Source organism: Streptomyces sp. NPDC023527 (assembly GCF_055560115.1).
The window spans coordinates 11,098-34,133 of the sequence record NZ_JBVHJJ010000017.1 but is presented as its reverse complement, the minus strand read 5'-3'; the positions used below and the strand labels follow the sequence as shown (position 1 = coordinate 34,133).

Here is a 23,036-nt window from a genome sequence, read left to right as displayed (position 1 = left end):
GTTCGGCGGTGCCGTACCGGCCGTGGTGGCCGTCCGGGGGCGCCGGTGCGCGGCCCCTTCGCAGTCCCGGCAGGACCTCCCGCCGCGGCGGCGGGTCACCCCGACGGCGTTGTTCGGCGGTGCCGTACCGGCCGTGGTGGCCGTCCGCACCTGCTGGCGGCCTGGCACCGCCGGGCTGCGCCGTGCGGCGTCGCGCCGTCGCGGCGAGGTCGTGGGCGCGGCCCACGCTTGGTCCCGGCAGGACCTCCCGCCGCGACGGCGGATCACCACGACGGAGTCGCCCGGCGGTGCCGTACCGGCCGTGGTGGCCGTCCGGGGGCGCCGGTGCGCGGCCCTTCCGCCGTCACGGCACTCACGGCACAGCCTCCCGCCGCGACAGCGGGCCACCCCGACGGAGTCACCCGGCCGCAGCCCGGCCCACCTCACCCCATGGAACCCAGCGGGAGCTAAACCGTGACTGAGTACGACGTCCACGAACCGGCGCAGCCGGACGTGCCGGAGGCGGAATCGAGCCCCGCGGGGAGCGCGCAGGTCACGCCCGCCGACGCCGCCGACGCCGCCCGGCTCATCGCGTTCGGGCTGCAGCCCAAGCTGCTGCCCGCCCGTGACGCGGAGTACGCCGAGCTCCTGCGCCGCCACCGCGACGACCCCGCCTTCGCGCGCCTGGCCGACGCCGTTGCCGCCGGGCTCGGGCTGATCGTGCTGGAGGTGTCCACCCGGGCCGGCATGGCCGTCACCGCCGCCGAGGACTCCGTCTTCGCCGTCCGCATGGGCGACTACGCCCGCCGTGCCACCGCCGACTCCGGCGACCGCTTCCTGCACGGCCTCGCCCACCTCGCGGTCGCCGCCCTGGCCTTCCCGCGCCCGGAGGACCTCGCCGACGACGGCTACATCGGCCGCATCACCGTCAACGGCGTCGACGCGTTCGTACGCCAGGCCTGCCGCCGCCTGGAGGAGAAGGCCGCCGAGCAGGGCGAGAACACCGACCCCACCACCGGCGCCCCCGGCCTGGAGGCCGCCTGGCGGGTGTACGCCCGCCGCAGCGCGACCGGCGCCACCAAGGACGCCCGCCGCCTCGCCGGGTCCACCACCGGCATCATCGCCAAGGCCGTCGCCTTCCTCGTCGACTCCGGCTTCCTCCAGCGCACCGGCGACGACGCCGGCGGCGCGTACCGCACCACCGCCCGCTACCAGCTCCAGGTCCGTGACATGGCAGGCAACGCCGCGATGGCCGAGCTGCTGGAGCTGGGCGTCGTGCCCGTCGGCGACGGCGGCGCCACCCTGCTGCCCCCGGACGACGCCGACGACCTCGACCTGGTCGCCGACGCCGGCCTCCCCTTCCACTCGTCCTGACAGCCAGCCCCCCCCGACCACACCCCGCACACAACGAGAGTCCGCCGCCATGTACGAGCTGTCCCGGGTCCGCCTCTACTCCATCGGGCCCGCCGGTGCGCGCTACGCCGACACCGTGCTGGACCTGCGAGGGGTCGGCAAGCCGGTGTCCTCCCCGGCGCCCGCCCAGGCGGAGTTCTTCGAGGACGAGCCCACCGGGCCGCCGCGCCGCCCCGCGCCCGCGGGCGTGCTCTTCCTGGAGAACGGCGGCGGCAAGTCCGTCCTCCTCAAGCTGATCTTCTCCGTGATGCTGCCCGGCCACCGCAACACCCTGGGCGGCGCCAGCTCCGGCGTGCTGCGCAAGTTCCTCCTCGCCGACGACTGCGGGCACGTCGCCCTGGAGTGGCAGCACGTCCTGACCGGCGAGTCCATCGTCGTCGGCAAGGTCAGCGAGTGGCGCGGCCGCCAGGTCTCGGGCGACCCCCGCAAGTTCGCCGAGGCGTGGTACTCCTTCCGCCCCGGCCCGGGCCTGAGCCTGGACTCGCTGCCCGTCGCCGAGGCCACCGCGATGCGCCCGGCCGCCGACGGCGCCTCCGGCGCGCGCGGCCGCCGCCGCACCATGAAGGGCTTCCGCGACGTCCTCACCGAGGCCGGCAAGGCCTACCCCAACCTCGACGTGGTGTGGGAGGAGATCCACGAGCGCTGGAACGAACACCTCGGCGAGCTGGGCCTGGACCCCGAACTCTTCCGCTACCAGCGCGAGATGAACGCCGACGAGGGCGAGGCCGCCGGCCTCTTCGCCGTCAAGAACGACTCCGACTTCACCGACCTCCTCCTGCGCGCCGTCACCGACACCCGCGACACCGACGGCCTCGCCGACCTCGTGCACGGCTTCGCCCACAAGCTCGGCCGCCGCGCCGAGCTGACCGCCGAGCGGGACTTCACCGCCGGCTCCCTCGACCTGCTCTCCCGCATCGCCGAGTCCGCCGTCAAGCGCGAGACGGCCCGCGGCGTGCACGCCGGCGCCGAGCGCCGCACCCGCACCCTCGCCCGCCGGCTGTCCGCGCGCGGCCTCGAGGAGCGCGGCCGCGCCGCCGAGCTCGCCGAGCGGGTCGCCACCGCCGCGCACGCCGTCACCGACGCCGAGACCGAGCGTGGCCGCAGCTCCCTGGTCGCCGCCGAGATCGCCTACCGCCACGCCTCCCTGGCCCTGGCCGCCGCCGAGAAGTCCGCCGCCGCCCAGCGCCGCGAGCTCCTCGACGCCCGTACGCTGCACTCCGCCTGGCAGGCCGCCGAGACCGTCCTCCGCCACCGCGCCGCCGCCGACCGCTCCGCCCGTGTCGCCGTCGCCATCCGCGAGGCCGAGCGGGACGCCGCCCCGGCGCTCGCCGCCCGCGCCCAGGCCGCCACCGAGCTCGTACGGGCCCTCAACACCGCCGCCGAGGAGGGCGAGCGGCTCGCCAACAAGGAGGAGGAGCGCTCCGCCGCCCTCCAGGAGGCCGGCGAGGCCGCCCACCGCGACGCGACCACCGCCGCCACCGAGGCCCAGCGCGCCCGCAGCGAGATCGGCCACCTGCGCCAGCGCCTGGCCGAGGTCGAGCAGGAGACCGCCGAGGCCGTCCGCGCCGGCTGGCTGGACGACACCGAGCCCGACGCCGACCCCGCCCGCGCCGCGCTCGCCGCCAGCGACGCCGAGAAGCCCGCCGTCGCCGCCTACGAGACGGCCCGCGAAGAGGCCCGCCGGGCCGCCGACCACGCCAAGGAGACGGCCGCCGCCGAGTCCCGCTGCGAGCTGGCCGCCGCCCGCGCCGCCGACGCCGCCACGGCGGCCGAGTCGGCCTACGACGCCGAGCGCCGCGCCGCCGAATCCCTCGGAGCCGACCAGCGCATCGTCGAACTCCTCGGCCTTCCCCAGCCGCAGGCCACCGGCCAGGTGCCGGGCCCGCGGGCCGCGGCGCCCGGCGAGGGCGGCGTGGCCGCCGGCTACCCCGGCGCCACCTGGGCGGCCGCGACCGCCGGCGCCGCGGCCGCCGGCCGCCCCACGGCGAACGGTCCGCTGACCGCCGAGGAGCTCGACCGCAACGCCGACGCGCTGCGCGAGATGCTCGACCGCAGCGTCGCGAGCTCCGAACGGCAGATGTTCGACCTCCAGACCGCCGCCGCCGACGACGCCCGGATCCTCGGCGCGCTCGGCGACGGCGGGCTGCTGCCACCCAGCGCCGACGTCCTCGCGGCCGTCGAGTATCTGGGCGAGCACGGCATTCCCGCCCTCCCCGGCTGGCGCTACCTCGCCCAGGCCGTCGACCCCGCCGACCACGCGGCGGTGCTCGCCGCCCGGCCCGAGCTGGTCGACGGCGTCGTCATCACCGACGCCGACTCCCACGCCCGCGCCCGTGAGGTCCTCGGCGCCGCCTCGCTGCTGCCGCGCTCCGCCGTGGCGGTCGGCACCTCCGCCGCGCTCCTCGCCCCCGCACAGCCGTCCGACGTCCACGACACCGGCGTCTTCCTCGTGCCGCCGAACCCCGCCATGCACGACGAGCGCGCCGCCGACCACGAACGGCACGCCCTGCGGGCCCGCGCCGCCGCCCGCGACGAGGAGATCCGCGCCATAGCGTCCCGCCTCGCCGGCGACCGCACGCTGGCCGCACGGCTGGCGTCCTGGCGCGCCGGCTGCCCGGCGGGCCGCCTCGCCGAGCTGGCCGAGGAGGCCGGGCGCGCCCGGACCGCCGCCGACACCGCCCGGCGCGAGCTGGCCGAGCTGCGCACCGCCCGTACGGAGGCCGACGAGGCCGCCGCCGAGACGGCACGGCTCCGCGACGAGCGCCAGGAGACCGCCCAGCGCGCCCGCCGCGTAGCCGACGCCCTCGCGGGTCTGGCATACCGGCTCCGCGAGCGCGCCTCCTGGCAGTCCCGGCTGCGCGAGCTGGCCGAGGAGGCCGCCGAGGCCGAGGAGCGCGCCGCCGTCCTCGTGGACCGCGCCCGCGCCGCCGACGAGGACCGCCGCGCCGCCCAGCGCGCCGCCGACGACGCGCGCCGCACGGCCCGCGCCCTGCGCGCCGAGCGCGCCGAGATCGCGGGCGCCCCCGACGACGTCGCCGCCACCGAGGCACCCGCCGCCACCACGTCCCTGCCCGCCCTGCGCGAGGCCTACCGCGCCGCCTCGCAGCTGTACGAGAAGGTGGGGGTCGGCGCCGACCTGCGCGCCGAACAGGCCCGCGCCGAGAGCGACGAGAGCGCCGCCCGCGCCGAGCTCGACCGCCTCACCAACAAGGTCCGCACCCGCGCCGCCCAACTCCTGGAGGGCACCGACGGCGCCGACGGCCCCTCCCGCCAGGCCGCCGCGGCCCGCGCCGAGGCGCTCGTACAGATGCTGGAGACCCGCGCCTCCACCGCCAGCGAGCAGCTCGGCCGGCTGCGCGGCGAGGCCGAGCGGCTCGCCCCCGCCGACGGCGAGACGCACACCGAGCTCCCGGACGACCTGGCGCCCGCCGACGCCGACCGCGCCAAGGAGCTGCTGCGCACCGCCACCGCCGAGCTCGCCGCCCGCGACGACGCCCTGGAGAGCGCCCGCCGGGCCCACAGCGACCTGCTGCGCGCCCACCGCTCCGCCGAGGACGCCGCCGGCGGCTTCGACGACACCGCGTCCCTCCTGCGCGACCTGCTGCGCGACAACACCCCCGAGGACGAGGCCGACGGCCCCGAGCCGTACGCCGGCACGCTGGAGGAGGCCCGGCAGGCGGCCGCCGAGGCCCGCCGCTCCCTGCGCGGCTGCGCCGGCGAGCTGTCATCGGCCGAGGCCGCCGTCCGCGAGGCGAGCGACGTGCTGGTGCGCCACGCCAACTCCACCCGGTACGAGCAGGTGCGCACCCCCGCCCGCCAGCAGATCCGGGAGCTGCCCGCCGCCGCCCTGCCCGAGCACGCCGTCGCCTGGGCGGAGGCGTTCGCGCCCCGGTTGCGGGTGCTCACCGACGAGCTGGAGCAGTTGGAGCGCAACCGCGACAGCATCGTCGACCGGCTCCGCGGCCTGGTGGAGTCGTCGCTCACCACGCTGCGCTCGGCGCAGCGGCTGTCCCGGCTGCCCGAGGGCCTGGGGGAGTGGTCGGGCCAGGAGTTCCTGCGCATCCGCTTCGACGACCCGGACCAGGCCACGCTCACCGACCGGCTGGGCGAGGTCATCGACGAGGCGACCCGCTCCGCCGTCAAGAAGAACTCCGACCTGCGCCGCGACGGCATGTCGCTGCTGCTGCGGGGCGTGGCGGCGGCGCTCCAGCCGCGCGGCGTGGCCGTGGAGATTCTCAAGCCGGACGCGGTGCTGCGCGCCGAGCGGGTGCCGGTGGGTCAGATGGGCGACGTGTTCTCCGGCGGCCAGCTGCTGACCGCGGCCATCGCGCTGTACTGCACCATGGCGGCGCTGCGCAGCAACGACCGGGGCCGCGACAAGCAGCGGCACGCCGGCACGCTGTTCCTGGACAACCCCATCGGCCGCGCCAACGCCACGTATCTGCTGGAGCTCCAGCGAGCCGTCGCCGACGCGCTGGGCGTCCAGCTGCTCTACACCACGGGCCTCTTCGACACCACGGCCCTGGCGGAGTTCCCGCTGGTCATCCGGTTGCGCAATGACGCCGACCTGCGGGCGGGCCTGAAGTACATCAGCGTCGAGGAGCACCTGCGGCCGGGCCTGCCGCAGGAGCAGGACCCGGAGGCCGAGCGGGTGCACGGCGAGATCACCGCGACGCGGATGTTCCGCCGCCCGGCGGAGGAGGAACCGGCCCAGGGCACCGCGGTGTCCACCGGCCGGTCCTAGCGGATCAGCCGAGCCGGTCCAGCCGGGCGGCGACGCCCGGCTGTTCCGCGTAGCGCTCGCGCAACAGCGCCTCCAGGACGCCGCGCTGCCGCCGCAACCCCGCGAGCTGCCCGTCCTCCCGGTGCATGGCCGCGTCGATCGCCAACAGCTCGGCCGCCGGGACCTCGCCGACGTACGTGCGCAGCTCCGCGAGGTCCAGCCGCCGGTTGAAGTCGTGCACCGCGTCCCGCCAACGGTGCAGCAGGGCCAGCAGCTCGTCGTGGCCGGGCTCGGAGAACACCCCGGAGACCAGTGCGGCGTCGGTGGCCGACTGCACCAGGCGCGGGTGCACCCGCGCCCGCGGCGCCCGTGGGTCCAACGGTGCGAAGCCCTCCCCGGTGAGCAGCTCGGTGTTCTTCACGAGCTCCTCGGCCAGGGCGCACAGCGACTGGGCGCGCCGCTCCCGCGCCGCCGCGCGCCGCTCCGCGTACACCCCGGTGATGGCGGCGACGAGGGCGAGCCCGGAGGTGGCGGGCTCGAAGTGGCTGTCCGCCTCGTCGGCGGTCGCCAGCCACCAGCCGCAGATGCCGAGCGCGAACAGCAGACAGGCGATGGTGGCGGCGGCGAAGAACTGCCGGCTGAGCCGGCCCAGCAGGACCGCCGGACGACCCGGTGAAGGACGAACCATCGGGCCGGCCGTCAGGAGTTGAACGGATTCGGCCCGGTGGGCCGCGGCACGTCCCCCGCCTCCAGCAACAGCAGCGACATCCCGAACGCCGGCCGGTCGAAGGCGGCGTGCCCGGCGTCATGGGTCTCGCCCACCTTGATCACCCGCGCGTCCACCAGCATCTTCTCCAGCCCGGCCCGGGTGTACTTACGGCTGAGGTAGAGCCGGATGGTGTCCTGGTCGGGAAAGGGCACCGTGCTGCGGTCGGGCAGCGTCAGCACCACCGGGCCGCCGGTGCGGTTGCGGTAGACGACCTTGACCAACAGGGCCCGATCGTCCTCCACCAGCCCTTCGCAGTACAGGCTGTTGAGGTCGATCCGCAGATCGGTGTACTGCATCAGCGCGCTGGTGACGAACTCCCGGAAGCGCGGGCTGTTCTCGTACTCCTGGGCCGCCGCCCGCGCGGCCGCCTCGTCCTGCCCGGCCGTGCCGGCGACCTCCAGTAGGAAGCGGTCCTGCGGGCGCAGCAGCTTCTCGGCGAGCATCGCCAGCAGCGGGGTGTCGCTGTCGAAATTGGCGAGGGTGTTGCCCAGCAGCGAATACAGCACCGGCTCGTCGCCCACCGTCCGGCGGACCAGGGTGCTCAGCCGGTCGAGATTGCCCGGAATGGAGAAGTCCAGCTGTACGGGCAGCACATCGGCGGCCGGTACGTGCAGATGCTGGAGCGCCTCGCGCTGCGCGAGCCGCAGCATCTCGGCGCTCACGTCCACCGGCAGATAGCAGCCCGTTCTGCCCCGGCCGTCGAGATGGCGCAGCACGGCCTGGTCCTTCTGGCCCGTGCCCGGCCCCAGGCTCACATAGTGCAGCGGACCGGCCGGGAGCCTGTCGGCCAGGGCGCGCCAGCGGCGGCTGAACGAGCCGATGCTCTCGCGCATCACCGGGTAATACAGGTCATTGCACGCGTGGGCCCACGCCACCGTCGACTCCAGGCCCCAGTAGGAGAAGCCGGAGGTGATGAGCTTCCCGGAGCCCGAGGGATCCGGGCCGTGCCGCAACCCCGCCGTGACCTGGGCCAGTTTGCCCGACTGCTCCTCGCCGACCAGACACACCGTCCAGCCGCTGTCCCGCAGGATCCCCGGAATGCGATGCACCGCCCGCTCCCGCTCCGCCATCGTGCCGCCCCCCCTCAACCCGACCGTCGCGCGACCGGCGCACGCACCGTCAACCGCCGAACCTACCCGGCAGTTGAGAATCAGGGGAAGCGTGGCCGCCGGGCCCGGCGTATCTCCCGTGCCGCCCGCGCCGAACTGCTGGGAACGGACACCACTCCATGGCGCTGACGCCACACCTGACGCGTCACCCACACATCCAGCACCGCCCACGTCGCGGCCACGACACTCGCCAGCGAGCACAGCAACGCCGGAAGAGCCAGCCACGAACCGCCGAGGGTGAACAGCGCCGCGATCATCGCCTGCACCATCGTCACCGCGATGATCAGCACCGCGCGCACCGCGGCCGTGCGGACCGGGTCCGGCATCCGGTGGCGCCGGGCGGGCTCCTCGACCCACAACGACCGGGGCCCGTACGGAGATATGTCGCGATTTCGGGCGTGCTCGCGTTCCATGTCGGCTCCCCCCTCGCCTTGGGCTTCCCCTCGTCGGCTTCCCCTTGAATGAAGAGCGAACCAAGGGGGCCGAGAGTTCCCACGGGTGCCGAATTCCAGCCATAGGGTGCCCCGGCCGGGGCGGACGGCCGTACTGGTCTTCGAGACTCGTACCTCGCAGTAGTAGGCTCACGCCGCATTGTTGTCGGGACACCACCCCGTGCGCCGGGGGTTGACGTTGGGGAGGCCATGCGCTTTCGCGGGAAGTCGATCCGCCGGAAGATCGTGGCGCTGCTGCTCGTGCCGCTGGTGTCGCTGACGGGACTGTGGGCCTTCGCCACCGTCATCACCGGCAGCGAGGCCGCCCAGTTGCTCTCCGTCGCCGACGTCATGCGCAAGGTCGGCTTCCCCGCCGAGGACATGGTCCGCGCCCTGCAGAAGGAACGCCGCCAGACCCTGGTCTACCTCGCCGACCCCCGCCGCTCCGACGCGCTCGCCGCGCTGCGCGAACGGCAGGGCGCCACCGACACGATGGTCGACACCTTCCGCGCCCGCGCCCGCACCGACGTACGCGACGACATGAGCTCCGAGGCCGCCGACCGCTTCACCGGCATCGAGAAGAGCCTCGACGACCTCGACAGCCTGCGCCGCAGGGTCGAGGAGGACACCATCAGCCGCCGCGGCGCGTACGAGGCGTACAACGAGCTGGTCGAGCCCTACTACGCCTTCCTCGGCAGTCTCAGCGCCCTCCAGGACGCCGACATGGACAAGCAGGGCCGCGCCCTCGTCGGCATCGCCCGGGCCCGCGAGGCGCTCTCCCGCGAGGACGCCCTCCTCGCCGCCGCCCTCACCGCCGGCGCCCTGAGCCGACAGGAACTGCGCGCCGTCTCCGACCGCGTCGCCGAGCGCCAGGTCCTCTACCGCACCAGCCTGGGCGTGCTGCCCGCCACCGAGCGCAACACCTTCGAGGACTACTGGCGCGGCGCCGACGCCCAGACGCTGCGCACCGCCGAGGACGCCGTGATCCTCGCCGCCCCCGGCCGCTCCGCGCACGCCGTCGACGCCCAGCGCTGGCAGAGCGCCGCCAGCACCGTCCTCGACGGACTGGCCAAGATGAACTCCCAGGCCGGCGACCGCTACGCCGACCGCGTCGAGCCCGTCGCCATCGGCGTCCTCACCAAGGCCGCCGTCGCCGGCGTCCTCGGCCTCGCCGCCCTCGTCTGCTCGCTCGCCATCTCCTTCCGGGTCGGCCGCGGCCTGATCCGGGACCTGCGCCGGCTGCGCAAGCAGGCCCACGAGGCATCGGGCGTACGGCTGCCCAGCGTGATGCGCCGCCTCGCCGCCGGCGAACGCGTCGACGTGGAGACCGAGGCCCCGCACCGCGACTACGGCTCCGACGAGCTCGGCCAGGTCGGCAAGGCCCTGGACACCCTCCAGCGCGCCGCCGTCGAGGCCGCCGTCAAGCAGGCCGACATGCGCCGCGGCGTCTCCGACGTCTTCGTCAACCTCGCCCGCCGCAGCCAGGTCCTCCTCCACCGCCAGCTGGCCCTCCTCGACGCCATGGAGCGCCGCACCGAGGACACCGAGGAACTCGCCGACCTCTTCCGCCTCGACCACCTCACCACCCGCATGCGCCGCCACGCCGAGGGCCTGGTCATTCTCTCCGGCGCGGCCCCGGCCCGGCAGTGGCGCAAACCGGTCCGGCTCATGGACGTCGTACGGGCCGCCGTCGCCGAGGTCGAGGCGTACGAGCGGATCGAGGTGCGCCGCCTGCCCCGCCTGTCGGTGCTCGGCCCCGCCGTCGGCGACCTCACCCACCTCCTCGCCGAACTCCTGGAGAACGCGACCGTCTTCTCCCCGCCGCACACCGGCGTGCAGGTCCACGGCGAGCGCGTCTCCAACGGCTTCACCCTCGACATCCACGACCGCGGCCTGGGCATGTCCCCGGACGCGCTGCTGGAGGCCAACCTCCGGCTCGCCGAGACCCCGGAGTTCGAGCTCTCCGACACCGACCGCCTGGGGCTGTTCGTCGTCAGCCGCCTCGCCCAGCGCCACGGCGTACGGGTCACCCTCCAGCCGTCCCCGTACGGCGGCACCACCGCCGCCGTCTTCATCCCCCTGGCCCTGCTCACCGAGGGGTCCGCGGGCAAGGGTCCGGGCGCGGACGAGGACACCGGCGAGCAGACGCCGTCCCGCGGAGTGGGACCGCTGTCCCCCTTGTCGGCCCTCGCGGCGCCGCCCGGCGGGGCGCGGGAACAGGAGCCGGAACCCTGCCCGTTCGAGAGCCGGACGGGCGAGGACGAGGACGCGCAGCATCACCAGGCGAACGACACGCCCTTCCCGCTCCCGCGCCGCCGACCTCCCGTGCTCGTCTCCGACCACGGGCGCCGGGTCGAGTCCCCGGACACGCCGGACGAGCCGGCGGAGGACCGTACGCCGACCGGCGGTCTGCCCCGGCGCGTCCGCCAGGCCAGCCTCGCACCGCAGTTGAGGAGCGACCCGACGCCGTCGCACGGACGGGCCGCGGCCGCTCCGGAGGCCGCCGGTCCGGAGCCCGAGCGCGACGCCGACGAGGTACGGGCGCGCATGGCCGCCCTCCAGCGCGGCTGGCAGCGCGGCCGGGAGGAGAATGAGGCGGACCCACCACGGACCACGCACGTCACACCACCCGGCACTCCGCCGAGAACGACAGCACCAGGAACCACATCTGAGGGGGACGGTCCATGACCGCACCGAAGGCCGCGATACGCACCGCCGTCATACGTACCGCGCCGACCGAAGCGGGCGAGGAGGGGGCCGCGGGCGAGCTGAGCTGGCTCCTCGACGAACTGGTCGAGCGCGTCGGCACCATCCGCAAGGCGCTCGTCCTCTCCGGCGACGGCCTGCCCAAGGGCTCGTCGAAGGACCTCTCCCGGGAGGACGGAGAGCATCTGGCCGCCGTCGCCTCGGGCTTCCACAGCCTCGCCAAGGGCGTCGGCCGGCACTTCGACGCGGGCACGGTCCGCCAGACCGTCGTCGAGCTGGACCAGGCGTTCCTGTTCGTCACCGCCGCCGGCGACGGCAGCTGTCTGGCCGTGCTCGCCGACGCCGACTCCGACATCGGCCTGGTCGCCTACGAGATGACGCTGCTCGTCAAGCGAGTGGGCGCGCACCTGGCCACCGCTCCGCGGACCGGCGTGGCCGCCGACGAGTGACGGCGGGCATGACCGGAGACGGTACCGGGCCCGCCGCTCCCTCGTGGGCGAACCCCGCCGAGGAGGCGGCGGCGCGCTGGTACGACGACGCCGCGGGACCGGTCGTCCGCCCGTACGCCATGACCCGCGGCCGTACCCGCAGCGCGGCCGAGGGCGAGCTCGACCTGATCGCCGTCGTCATCGCCGACGAGGGCCTGACCGTGCCGCCGGGGGGCGCCCACGCCCTCGCCGACCGGACGCTGTCCCCGGAACACCTCGACATCGTCGACCTCACCCAGGAGGAGCCCCGGTCCGTCGCGGAGCTGGCCACCGGCCTCGACCTGCCGGTCGGTGTGGTGCGGGTGCTCGTCGGCGACCTGATGGGCGCGGGGCTGGTCCGGGTCTCCCGTCCGGTGCCGCCGGCGGAACTGCCCGACGCGAGCATCCTGCGCGAGGTGATCGACGGCCTGCGGGCGCTTTGAGCGCCGGGGCCCGCCGCCCGGCCGAATCGGACCGGGCGGTCGGATTTTCGCCGAAGGGGGTTGTCGTGACCATGGTCTTTACGGAACGATCACCCCGCACGGGGGAGGTCATCGCCCCGCCGGCTCGTGAGGTGCCGCGCGGGTCCCTGCACATCGAAGGAAGAGACAACCATGGTCTTCGGGCGCTCTGACCGCGGACGCAAACGTTCCGCGACCGATCCGGTGGCGCTCAAGCTCCTGGTGGCCGGCGGCTTCGGCGTCGGCAAGACCACCATGGTCGGCGCGGTGAGCGAGATCAAACCGCTGCGCACCGAGGAGCTGCTCACCGAGGCGGGCCGTCCGGTGGACGACACCGCCGGCGTGGAGGGCAAGCGCACCACCACCGTCGCCATGGACTTCGGGCGCATCAGCCTCCGCGACGACCTCGTCCTCTACCTCTTCGGAACCCCCGGCCAGGACCGCTTCTGGTTCCTGTGGGACGAGCTCGCCCGCGGCGCCCTCGGCGCGGTCGTCCTCGCCGACACCCGGCGGCTCGCGGACTGCTTCGCCGCCGTCGACTACTTCGAGCGGCGCGGCATCGCCTTCACCCTCGCCGTCAACTGCTTCGACGGCGCCGACCGCTACCCCGAGGACGACGTGCGCGATGCCCTCGACCTCGACCCCGAGGTCCCGGTGATCCTGTGCGACGCCCGCGAACGCGAGTCCGTCAAGCACGTCCTGGTCTCCGTCGTCGAGCACGCCATCGCCACGGGAGCGGCGGGGGCGGCGGGCCGCCAAAGCGCCTAGCGGCCGGGCTCCAGCCAGCCGAAGCTGCGCTCCACGGCCTTGCGCCAGTTGCGGTACTCGCCCTCGCGCGCCGCCGCCCCCATCCGGGGCGTCCACTCCACGTCCTGCCGCCAGTGCGCCCGCAGTTCGTCCGGGTCCCGCCACACCCCGGTGGCCAGCCCCGCCGCGTAGGCGGCGCCCAGGCACGTCGTCTCGGAGATCACGGGGCGGATCACCGGCACGCCCAGCACATCCGCCTGGTGCTGCATCAGCAGCGCGTTGGCGGTCATGCCCCCGTCCACCTTGAGCGAGCTGATCCGCACCCCGGAGTCCTGGAACATCGCGTCGACGACCTCGCGCGTCTGCCAGCTCGTCGCCTCCAGCACGGCCCGCGCCAGATGCGCCTTGGTGACGTAGCCGGTGAGCCCGGTGATGACACCGCGGGCGTCGGAGCGCCAATAGGGCGCGTACAGCCCGGAGAACGCGGGGACCACATAGGCGCCGCCGTTGTCGGGCACGCTCGCCGCCAGCGACTCGATCTCCCCGGCGGAGCGGATCAGGCCGAGCTGGTCGCGGAACCACTGCACCAGCGAGCCCGTCACGGCGATCGACCCCTCCAGGCAGTACACCGGCTCCTCGCCGCCGAGCCGGTAGCCCACCGTCGTCAGCAGCCCGTTCTTCGACGGCACCGCCGTGCCGCCCGTGTTGAGCAGCAGGAAACTGCCCGTGCCGTACGTGTTCTTGGCCTCGCCCACCCCGTAGCAGGTCTGCCCGAACAGCGCCGCCTGCTGGTCACCCAGCGCCGAGGCCACCGGCACCCCGGCGAGCGGGCCCACCGCCGTCCCGTAGACCTCGGCGGAGGAACGTATCTCCGGCAGCAGCGCCTCGGGGATGTTCATCGCGGCCAGGATGGCCGGGTCCCACTGGAGGGTGGCGAGGTTCATCAGCAGGGTGCGCCCGGCGTTGGTCACGTCCGTGACGTGCACGCCGCCGTCCGGTCCGCCGGTCAGATTCCAGATCAGCCAGGAGTCGACGGTGCCGAACGCGATCTCGCCGTTCTCGGCCCGCCGCCGCAACCCCGGCACGTGCTCCAGCAGCCAGGCCACCTTCGGGCCGGAGAAATAGCTGGCCAGCGGCAGCCCCGTGGCCTGGCGGAACCGGTCCTGGCCGTCCGCGCCGCCCAGCTCCGCACAGAGCGCGGCGGTGCGCGTGTCCTGCCAGACCAGGGCGTTGTGCACGGGCTTGCCGGTCGAGCGGTCCCACAGGACGGTGGTCTCCCGCTGGTTGGTGATGCCCAGCGCGCTCAGCTCGTCGGCCCGCAGCCCCGCCGCGGCGAGCGCACCCGCCACCACGGACCGCACCTTCGACCAGATCTCGGCGGCGTCGTGCTCCACCCAGCCCGGCTGGGGAAAGATCTGCCGGTGCTCACGCCGGTCGACGGCCACCACCGCGCCCGCCCGGTCGAAGACGATGCAGCGGCTGGAGGTGGTGCCCTGGTCGATCGCGGCGACGTACGAGCCCGTCATGGCGTCTCCTGACCTGAAGAGGCTGCTGCGTGGCCACGGCACGATACCCCAGCGGTGGCGGGCCCGGCAGACCGCGCGTATACATCATCCGCGCTCAAGTGCGTTCCCCCAAAGGGGAGTTGTCACCCTGGTGGTCAACCGCCTCAAAGGGTGCGTCATGGCGCCCGCGGCCCGTCAGGCGCTCGCCTGCGCTTCCGCGCGCCTCACCCCTTCGACCATGGGCGATGCGCCCGCGCTGGTTGACCGTTCACTCGAAGGAGTGAGGGGTCGATTGTGCCGTACCCGCCCGGTTCCGCACGCTCTCCATGGGAGGGCAGGCGTGAACGGGCCCGCTCGCCGTCTGCGTGAGAGGCCGGGTGGTCGGACATGGACGCGTACGAGGCGGAGCGGGCGGTCGCGATCGTCGGGGCCTCCTGCCGGCTGCCCGGCGGCATCACGGATCTCGACGCACTCTGGCAGGCCCTGTGGGCGGGGCGCGACCTGGTCACCGAGGTGCCGCCCGAACGCTTCCACGCCACGCGCTTCGTCGACACCTCGATGCCGCGGCCCGGCAAGAGCTGCACCGGCGCAGGCGGATTCCTGACGGACATCGCCGGATTCGACGCGGACTACTTCGGCATCGCCCCCAAGGAAGCCGCCCAAATGGACCCTCAGCAACGCCTGTTGCTGGAGATGGCGGTGGAGGCGTGCGACGACGCGGGCATCGCGCCCGCCGCACTGGCGGGGTCGGACACCAGCGTCCACATCGGCATCTCGGACCACTCCTACGGCGCCCTGCAGATGCTGATGACCGACAGCGTCAACGCGTACACCATGTCCGGCGCGGCCTCCGCCATCGCCGCCAACCGGCTCTCGCACTTCCTCGACCTGCGCGGTCCCAGCATGGCCGTGGACACCGCCTGTTCCTCGTCGCTGGTCGCGCTCGTCGAGGCGTGCCGCACGCTGCTCGATGGCACCGGCCGGGCCGCTCTCGCCGGCGGCGTCAACCTCCTCCTGAGCCCCTACCACTTCGTGGGCTTCTCCCAGGCGTCCATGCTCTCGCCCAGCGGCCGCTGCCGGTCCTTCTCCGCCGACGCCGACGGATACGTACGGGCCGAGGGCGGCGGCGTGGTGTTGCTCAAGCGGCTGGCCGACGCGCTCGCCGACGGCGACCGCGTCCACGCCGTCGTCGTGGACTGCGCCACCAACAGCGACGGCAGGACCATGGGGCTCGCCCTCCCGTCCCCGGAGGCCCAGGAGGCCCTGCTGCGGGACCTCTACGCACGGGCCGGCGTGCACCCCGACGACCTCGTCTACCTCGAGGCGCACGGAACCGGCACACCCGTGGGGGACCCCGCCGAGTGCCGGGCCGTCGGCAGAGCCCTCGGCACCCGCCGCACCCGGCGGGACCTGCCCATCGGTTCGGTCAAGTCCAACCTCGGGCACCTCGAACCCGCCTCCGGCATGGCCGGCCTGTTCAAGGCGCTCCTGGTCCTGCGCCACCGCGCGATCCCGGCCACCCTGCACGCGACCCCGCCCAACCCGCACATCGACTTCGCGGCCCTGCGCCTGGCCCCGGCCCTGGAGCCCGGCCCGGTCGCCGTCGACGGCCGTTCCGTGGCCGGGATCAACTCCTTCGGCTTCGGGGGCGCCAACGCGCACGTCATCCTGGCCCCACCCCCACCGCTCCCGCCCCGCTCGGTGCCCCCGCCCGCCCCGCGCCCGTTCGTGGTCACCGCCCGCTCCCGTACGGCCCTGGACGCCGCCGTACGCGCCACGGCGGACCACCTGGCGGAGGCGGGACCCGACGCGTTCTACGACCTCGCCTACACCGCCGGCCGGCGGCGCGGGAAGCACCCGCACCGTGCCGTCGTCATCGCCGACACCGCCGCGGAAGCGGCCGCGGGACTCACCCGGCTCGCCGAGCGGTCGCCCGAGGAGGCCGACGCACCGCCGGAGGAGCGGAACGGAGCCACGGCACAGACCGTCGGCCGCGGCCGCGTCGTCTTCGCCTTCCCCGGCAACGGCGCGCAGTGGCCGGGCATGGCGAGAGACCTGCTCACCGGCAGCCCGGCGTTCCGCAAGGGCGTCGAAGCGGCCGACGCCGCACTGGCACCGCACGTCGGGTGGTCGGCGGTGGACCTGCTGACGGACCCGGCCGAGGAGGTCCGGCTCTCCGCCACGGAGGTCGCGCAGCCGCTCCTCTTCGCCGTCCAGGTGGGGCTGGTGGAGGCGCTGCGGCAGCAGGGCATCGTCCCGCAGGCCGTGGTGGGGCACAGCGTCGGCGAGATCACGGCGGCCCACGTGGCGGGCGCACTGACCCTGGAGGACGCCGCGCGGCTCGTCGCCGCACGGGGCGGCGCCCAGGCCGTGACGGCCGGGAAGGGCCGGATGGCCGTCGTCGCCCTCACCCCCGAGGAGGCCGCACGGGTGAGTGCGCCCTTCCCGGACCTGGAGATCGCCTGCGTCAACTCCGAACGCCACGTCACCCTCTCCGGCCCCGCCGACCAGCTCGCGCGACTGGCGGACACCCTGGACCGGGACAGCGGTACGCCCTGCGTCGACGTCGGTCTCGACCACGCCTTCCACAGCAGGGCCATGGACCCGGTCGAGCAGCCCCTGAAGGCCGCGCTCGACTGGCTGCGGCCCGGCCCGGCACACCTCCCCATGATCTCCACCGTCACGGGCGGACCCGTGGACGGAACCGCCCTGGACGCCGACTACTGGTGGCACAACGTACGCCGCCCGGTGAGGTTCCGGTCGGCGGTCGAACACCTCATGAGCGAGGGATTCGACGTCTTCGTCGACGTCGGACCCGAGCCCATCCTCTGCCCGCACCTGCGGGCGGCCGCCCGCAACACCTCACCGGTCGCCGTCGTTCCGACACTCTCCCGGAAGGAGGCCGGTCCGGTCGCCCTGCGCACCGCCGTGGCCCGCGCGATCGCCGCCGGGGCCACCGTGGACTGGAGCGCCCACTTCCCCGTCCCGGGCCGGGTGAGCGACCTCCCCGCCTACCCCTGGCAGCGTCAACCGCACTGGAACGGCGGCCCGGAGGCATGGACCGGTGGCGCGGGCAACGGCCTCTACGACCATCCGCTGCTGGGCGAACGGCTCCCCTTCGCCGAGCCGGCCTGGCACGGCCCCGTGAATCCGGTACTCGTCCCCTGGCTGGCCGACCACCGGGTCGGCGGCTCGGTCATCATGCCCGCCACGGGCTACGCGGAGATGGCCCTGGCGGCCGGAAGACGCCTGTGGAACGGCCCGACGGAGGTGGAGGCCTTCGACCTGACCCGTGTGCTCGTCATCCCCTGGGAGAACCCCGGCACCGTCCACCTGCAGAGCACCCTCTCACCCGACGACGGAATCCTCACCGTCACCGCCGGGCGGGGACGCGGAGGTACGCCCGATCTCCACGCCCGGGGACGCGTCCGGCCCCTGCTGCGCCGCCGGCCGCCCGCCCCCGATTTCGACGCCGTGCGCGAGCGGTGTGATCGGCGCATGGACGGCGACGCGCACCACCGGGCCATGTCCGCCCTCGGCCTGGACTACGGCCCCGCCTTCCGGCCCCTCCACGACGTCCGCGTGGGACAGGGGGAGACCCTGGCCGCCTACCGCCACGACCTGCCGTCCGAGGGGTACGTGGTGCACCCGGCCCTGCTGGACGGCGCGCTCCAGGCGGGGCTGCCGCTCGTGACCGACCTCGTGACGGACGGGCAGCGGGGCTACCTGCCCTCCGCGTTCGACGCGATCCGCATCTGGCGCACCCCGGCACCCCGTGGCCTCGTGCACGTACGCGACCGCGGACGCACCCGGACCGAGATCTGCTGGGACATCACCGTCACGGATGAGGACGGCACGGTCACGGCCGAGCTGGAGGGCTGCCGGCTGCGGCGCTTCGACCGAGCGGGCACCACTCCGCTGAAACGGCACCGGCTCGTCATGAGGGCCGCGCCTCACCCGGACGCACCGGCGGAGCGATCTCCGCTGCCCCGCCCCGCCACGATCCTGGCGGCGGCCCGGCCGCGCATCCGCGAACTGCGGGACGACTGGCGGCGCTTCCGCTACGACCAGGTGCTCCACGGGCTCAAGGAATGCGTCGCCCAAGGCGTGGGGGAGGGCATCGCCTCTCTGCTGCCCGACCCTGCCCGCCCCTTCAGCGTCGAGGACCTGCTGGACGCGGGTGTCCTGCCCCGCCACCGCCGTCTGCTGACCCAGCTCATCGCCCTGGCGGAGCGCCACGGCGCCTTGGCGAGGTGGATCGAGGACGGCCGGTGGACCCTGGCCCCGGCGGGGTTCGACGCGGCCGAGCGCATGCTCCGGATGGGCCGGGACTTCCCCGCATTCGGTGCGGACCTCTCCTTGTACGGACGCGCGGCGGACTTCGAGGACCTGCTCGGGGAGAGCAACGCCGTGGAGGCCCTGTTCGAGGAGGGCGGCCCCGAAAGGTTCGAGCAGTTCTTCGACATCAGCCCCCTGATGCGGTTCCACAACCGGGTGCTGCAGGCGCTGGTACGGGAGATGGCCGCGCTGTGGCCCGCCGGCCGGCCGCTGCGCGTCCTGGAAGTGGGCGGCGGTACCGGCGGCACCACCGCGGCCCTCCTGCCGGTCATGCCGCCCGACCGCACCCGCTACCACTTCACCGACCTCTCCGCACTGTTCGTCGCACGGGCCGAGAAGCGCTTCGCGGCGCATGACTTCGTCACGTACGGGACGCTCGACCTCGACACCGACCCCTGTGCGCAGGGCCTCGTCCCGGGCACATTCGACGTCGTCGTGGCGGCCAACGCCCTGCACACGGCCAAGGACCTCGCCCGGGCGGTGCGGGGGACGAAACGGCTGCTGGCCCCGGGCGGCCATCTCCTGGCCATGGAGATGCACGACCACGAAGTCCTCGCCCCGCTCTTCGGAATGCTCGAAAGCTTCTGGGCGTTCACCGACCGCGAACTCCGCCCGGACTCCCTCCTGCTCCCCGCCCGGCAGTGGCCCGGCCTGCTGCGCGACTGCGGATTCACGGGCGTCGTGCGCACCGGCGACAGGAAGAAGGGCGACGTCCCCGCCGGGATGTCGGTCCTGCTCGCAGCCGCCCCGGGGGGTCCGGTGCCGGAGACGCCGCTGCCGGCGCCCGACGGCACCCGGTCCTGGATCGTGGCCGGTGAGGAGGGCGACCGTACGGACCTGCCCGGCGCGGTGGCCGCGGCGCTGGAAACCGCGGGCGCCGCGGTCCTGCGCGCCTCCGGGGCGAGCGGCGACCCGCGGTACTGGAGCGAGCTCTTCGAGGACCGGCCGGCCGTGACGGTCGTCCTCGTACTGGACGACGCCCCCGAGCCGCTCCCCGCCGATGCCCTGCTGGACCTGACCACCCGCAGAACAGCCGTCCTGCGCGCCCTCGCCACCGCCTTCGAGCAGTTCGGCGACCGCCGGCAGCCGCACCTGTGGCTGGTGACCCGGCCGACCGGAGCCCTGCCCGCGCCGGAACAGGCGTCGCACCCCCACACGGCGGCCCTGTGGGGCGCCACCCGCTCCCTGGCGAACGAACACCCCCATGTGACCGTCAAGCGCCTCTCCCTCGAACGCGGCGACGACGCGGCCGCCGACGGCCGGCGGGTCGTGGGCGAACTCCTCACCCCCACGGAGGAGGACGAGATCGCCCTCACCGCGGGCGGCCGCTTCGTCCCCCGCACGGTGGAGTGGACCGAGGCCCCCCAGGGAACGGCCCACGGCAGCCGCGTACCGGCCTTCTCCCTGGAGGTGCGCGACCTCGGGATGGGCTACCGCCTCGCCTGGGTGGAGAACGACATCCCCGCACCGGGCCCGGGCGAGGTCGTCGTCGCCGTCCGCGCCGCCGCCCTGAACTACCGCGACATCATGCAGGCCGTCGACCTCCTGCCCGCCGATCCCCGCCACGGCCCGGCCGCCACCGGGGTCGGCATGGAATGCGCGGGCCTCGTCACGGCGACCGGCCCCGGGGTGACCTCCGTGCGACCGGGCGACCGCGTCTTCGCCCTGGCTCCCGGCGCGTTCGCCTCCCACGTCCGCACCGTCGAGCACGCCGTGGGCCGGCTCCCCAAGAGCATGTCGTTCACCGAGGGCGCCACGCTGCCGATCGCCTTCCTCACCGTCCACTACAGCCTCGGTCACCTCGCCCGGCTCGCCCCCGGCGAGACGGTCCTCGTGCACGGTGCCGCCGGGGGCGTCGGCCTCGCCGCCCTCCAGTACGCGCGCCGGCGCGGCGCCCGTGTCGTCGCCACCGCGGGCAACCCCTTCAAACGCGACCTGGTGCGCGCCCTCGGCGCCGAACACGTCCTGGACTCACGCACCCTGGCCTTCGCCGAGGACGTCCGCGAGCTGACCGGCGGCCGCGGCGTGGACGTCGTCCTCAACTCCCTCGCCGGCGAGGCCATCACCCGCGGGCTGGAGGCGCTGCGCCCCGGCGGCCGCTTCGTCGAGCTGGGCAAGCGCGACATCCACGAGAACAAGCCCCTGCTGCTGCGGCCGTTCGCCAACAACATCGCCTTCTTCGGGGTCGACCTCACCGCGCTGCTCGCCGAACCGGAACTGGCCCGCGCACAGTTCACCGAGGTCGCCACGGCGATCCGCACCGGGCGCTGCCGGCCGCTCATCCACAGCGTCCACCCGGCCGCCCGGATCGCCGACGCCTTCGCCCTGCTCCAGCACTCCCGGCACATCGGCAAGGCCGTGGTCTCCTTCGACCCCTCCGACGACCCCGTGACCGTCGAACGCCACCGGCCGGCACCCCGCCTCGACCCGCAGGGCACCTACCTGGTCACCGGCGGCCTCGGCGGCTTCGGCGCCGCGACCGCCCGCTGGCTCGCCGACCGGGGAGCACGTCACCTCGACCTCATCGGGCGCAGGGGAGAACGGTCACCGGAAGCGCCCGCCCTCCTGGCGGAACTCTCCGCCCGGGGAGTCACCGCCCGCGCCCACGCGGCCGACGTCACCGACCTCGCCGCCGTGCGCCGCGTCGTGGAGGAAGCCGACGCCACCGGGCACCCCCTCCGCGGCGTCGTCCACTCCGCGATGCACCTCGACGACGCACCCCTGACCGAACTGACCGACGAACGCCTCCGCGCCGTCCTCGCCCCCAAACTGGCCGGCGCCGCGGTCCTGGACGCCGTGACGCGCGACCGGTCCCTGGACCTCTTCCTCGTCCACTCCTCCGTCGCCTCGGCCACCGGCAATATCGCCCAGGCCCCCTACGCGGGCGCCAACCTCGCCCTGGAGGCCCTGATCCGCCGGCGCCGCCGGGACGGCCTGCCCGGCACCGCGATCGCCTGGGGAGCCCTGGGCGAGACCGGATACGCGGTGCGCAACGACCTCACCCCCTTCCTGTCCCGGGCCGGGCTGGAACCGATCACCCTCCGGGAGGCGTTCGACGTCGCCGACGACGTCCTCGTCGCCGACGTGCCGCTCACCGGCGCCGCACGCCTCAACTGGGCCGTGGCACACCGGCTGCTGCCGACCATCGGGGCACCGCGCCTGTTCGACCTGCTGCCGGCGCTCGTCGAGGGCGGAGCCACCACTCACGAGGAGCTGCTGCGGGCTCTCGCCGGAATGACCACCGACGAAGCCCTGGAACTCATCGCCACCTCCCTGGCCGGCATGCTCGCCGACGTCCTGCAGCTGCCCGCCGATCAGCTCGACCACCACCGCAGGCTCGACGAATACGGCACGGACTCCCTCATGGCCACCGAAATGCTGGTCACCCTGCGGCAGCAGTACGACATCGACATTCCGCCCATGGAGCTCCTGCGCAGCAACGGCACCATCGCCGACCTGGCGCGGATCATCCACCTGCGGCTGGGCCTCCGCAACGACAGCACGGGGACGACCCTCGCCGACGGGCCAGGACCGCCTCAGCGGACGGGGAAGTCGAAATAGGTGTCCGGGAACGGCTCGCCGCGGAGCGTGAAGTGCCACCACTCCTCCGCCAGATTGACGAAACCGGCTTCCTCCAGCGTCGACTTGAGCAGCAGCCGGTTCGTCCGCCGAGCACCTTGGATCCGTGGGTCGAGGGTGTGCGACAGCGTGTCGAAACAGTCGTAACCGGTGCCCATGTCGACCGAGTTGTCGGGGAAACGCTCCGCCCTGGGCGCGTAACAGGGCACGAGCGGCTCCCCGGGCACGTAGGGGCGCGTCGGCCGCACCGGCAGCCGCACCAGCGTCACATCCATGGTGCTGCCCCGGCTGTGCCCGGACTTCGCGGCGATATAGCCGTCCTCGAACAGCCGCGACTTCTCGACGCGCGGAAAGAACTCACCCTTCATCCGCTCGTCGCCGAGGTCCTCCGCCCACGCCACGAAGTCGTCGACCGCGCGCTGCGGCCGGTAGCAGTCGTAGACCTTCAGGGTGTACCCACGGCGCAGCACGGCACGCTGCGCCGTGCGCAGGGCCTCGGCGGCCGGGCGGGTGAGCAGGCACACGGGACGCCGGTAGCCGTCCACGCGATGGCCGGTGAAGTTGTGCACGGTGGCGTAGCGCATCTCCTGGACGATCGTGGGATCGACGTCCGAGAGGGCCACGAACCCCTTCGGCCGGCCCGGCACCGACTCCGCCCGTGCGGCGGGCGCGGACGAGAGGGCCAGGAGGGCGGCGAGCGGAAGGGCGAGAGCACGCAATGCGACGCGGAGTGCTGGCATGCGCCCTGCGATACCAGGAAGACGGGCACGGAGGGAAGAGCCGCGCACCGGCTTCTCGCGCTCACCTGT

The 23,036-nt window shown here is 74.4% G+C and carries 11 protein-coding genes and 1 pseudogene; 7 read left to right on the top strand and 5 right to left on the bottom strand.

All coding sequences use genetic code 11. The features are described 5' to 3' along the window. Window positions 1-453: 453 nt before the first annotated feature. Window positions 454-1,353 carry a hypothetical protein gene (locus ACZ303_RS28630; protein WP_467343367.1) on the top strand — a complete coding sequence of 300 codons (900 nt, stop codon included), beginning with the start codon at window positions 454-456 and terminating at the stop codon, window positions 1,351-1,353. A gap of 49 nt (window positions 1,354-1,402) precedes the next feature. Then, window positions 1,403-6,136, top strand: a complete 4,734-nt coding sequence (locus ACZ303_RS28625; RefSeq protein ID WP_467343366.1) for a coiled-coil domain-containing protein — start codon at window positions 1,403-1,405, stop codon at window positions 6,134-6,136. Window positions 6,137-6,140: 4 nt separating this feature from the next. Here ACZ303_RS28625 and ACZ303_RS28620 read toward each other — a convergent pair whose 3' ends face one another. The 3 genes and pseudogenes from ACZ303_RS28620 to ACZ303_RS28610 form a co-directional block, all read right to left on the bottom strand. Further along, window positions 6,141-6,803 (bottom strand): hypothetical protein, encoded by a 663-nt coding sequence (locus ACZ303_RS28620; RefSeq protein ID WP_467343365.1) that lies wholly within the window; start codon window positions 6,801-6,803, stop codon window positions 6,141-6,143. A gap of 11 nt (window positions 6,804-6,814) precedes the next feature. Then, on the bottom strand, window positions 6,815-7,933 hold the full coding sequence (locus tag ACZ303_RS28615) for an L-histidine N(alpha)-methyltransferase (protein WP_467343364.1): 1,119 nt from the start codon (window positions 7,931-7,933) through the stop codon (window positions 6,815-6,817). A 116-nt stretch (window positions 7,934-8,049) separates the two neighbouring features. Beyond that, window positions 8,050-8,406 (bottom strand): annotated as a pseudogene (locus ACZ303_RS28610) (hypothetical protein); the annotation flags it as partial. A gap of 228 nt (window positions 8,407-8,634) precedes the next feature. Between ACZ303_RS28610 and ACZ303_RS28605 the strand changes: the two are divergent. From ACZ303_RS28605 to ACZ303_RS28590, 4 genes are all read left to right on the top strand, one after another. Next, window positions 8,635-11,112, top strand: a complete 2,478-nt coding sequence (locus ACZ303_RS28605; RefSeq protein WP_467343363.1) for a sensor histidine kinase — start codon at window positions 8,635-8,637, stop codon at window positions 11,110-11,112. Then, window positions 11,109-11,579: a roadblock/LC7 domain-containing protein gene (locus ACZ303_RS28600; protein WP_467343362.1), complete on the top strand. Its 471-nt coding sequence runs from the start codon at window positions 11,109-11,111 to the stop codon at window positions 11,577-11,579. Before ACZ303_RS28605 ends, ACZ303_RS28600 begins: the two co-directional genes overlap by 4 nt. Before the next feature lie 8 nt (window positions 11,580-11,587). Next, window positions 11,588-12,040, top strand: a complete 453-nt coding sequence (locus ACZ303_RS28595; RefSeq protein WP_467343361.1) for a DUF742 domain-containing protein — start codon at window positions 11,588-11,590, stop codon at window positions 12,038-12,040. A gap of 171 nt (window positions 12,041-12,211) precedes the next feature. Continuing rightward, window positions 12,212-12,826, top strand: coding sequence for a GTP-binding protein (locus ACZ303_RS28590; protein WP_467343360.1), 615 nt, complete (start codon window positions 12,212-12,214; stop codon window positions 12,824-12,826). Here ACZ303_RS28590 and glpK read toward each other — a convergent pair. Continuing rightward, window positions 12,823-14,331 carry a glycerol kinase GlpK gene (glpK, locus tag ACZ303_RS28585; RefSeq protein WP_467343359.1) on the bottom strand — a complete coding sequence of 503 codons (1,509 nt, stop codon included), beginning with the start codon at window positions 14,329-14,331 and terminating at the stop codon, window positions 12,823-12,825. The genes ACZ303_RS28590 and glpK overlap by 4 nt on opposite strands. Window positions 14,332-14,697: 366 nt before the next feature. On the opposite strand from glpK, the gene ACZ303_RS28580 reads away from it, so the two are divergent. Further along, window positions 14,698-22,209: an SDR family NAD(P)-dependent oxidoreductase gene (locus ACZ303_RS28580; protein ID WP_467343358.1), complete on the top strand. Its 7,512-nt coding sequence runs from the start codon at window positions 14,698-14,700 to the stop codon at window positions 22,207-22,209. On the opposite strand, the gene ACZ303_RS28575 is transcribed toward ACZ303_RS28580, so the two are convergent. Then, complete coding sequence (locus ACZ303_RS28575; protein ID WP_467343357.1) at window positions 22,185-22,967, bottom strand: M15 family metallopeptidase; 783 nt, start codon at window positions 22,965-22,967, stop codon at window positions 22,185-22,187. The genes ACZ303_RS28580 and ACZ303_RS28575 overlap by 25 nt on opposite strands. Between the last annotated feature and the right edge of the window lie 69 nt (window positions 22,968-23,036).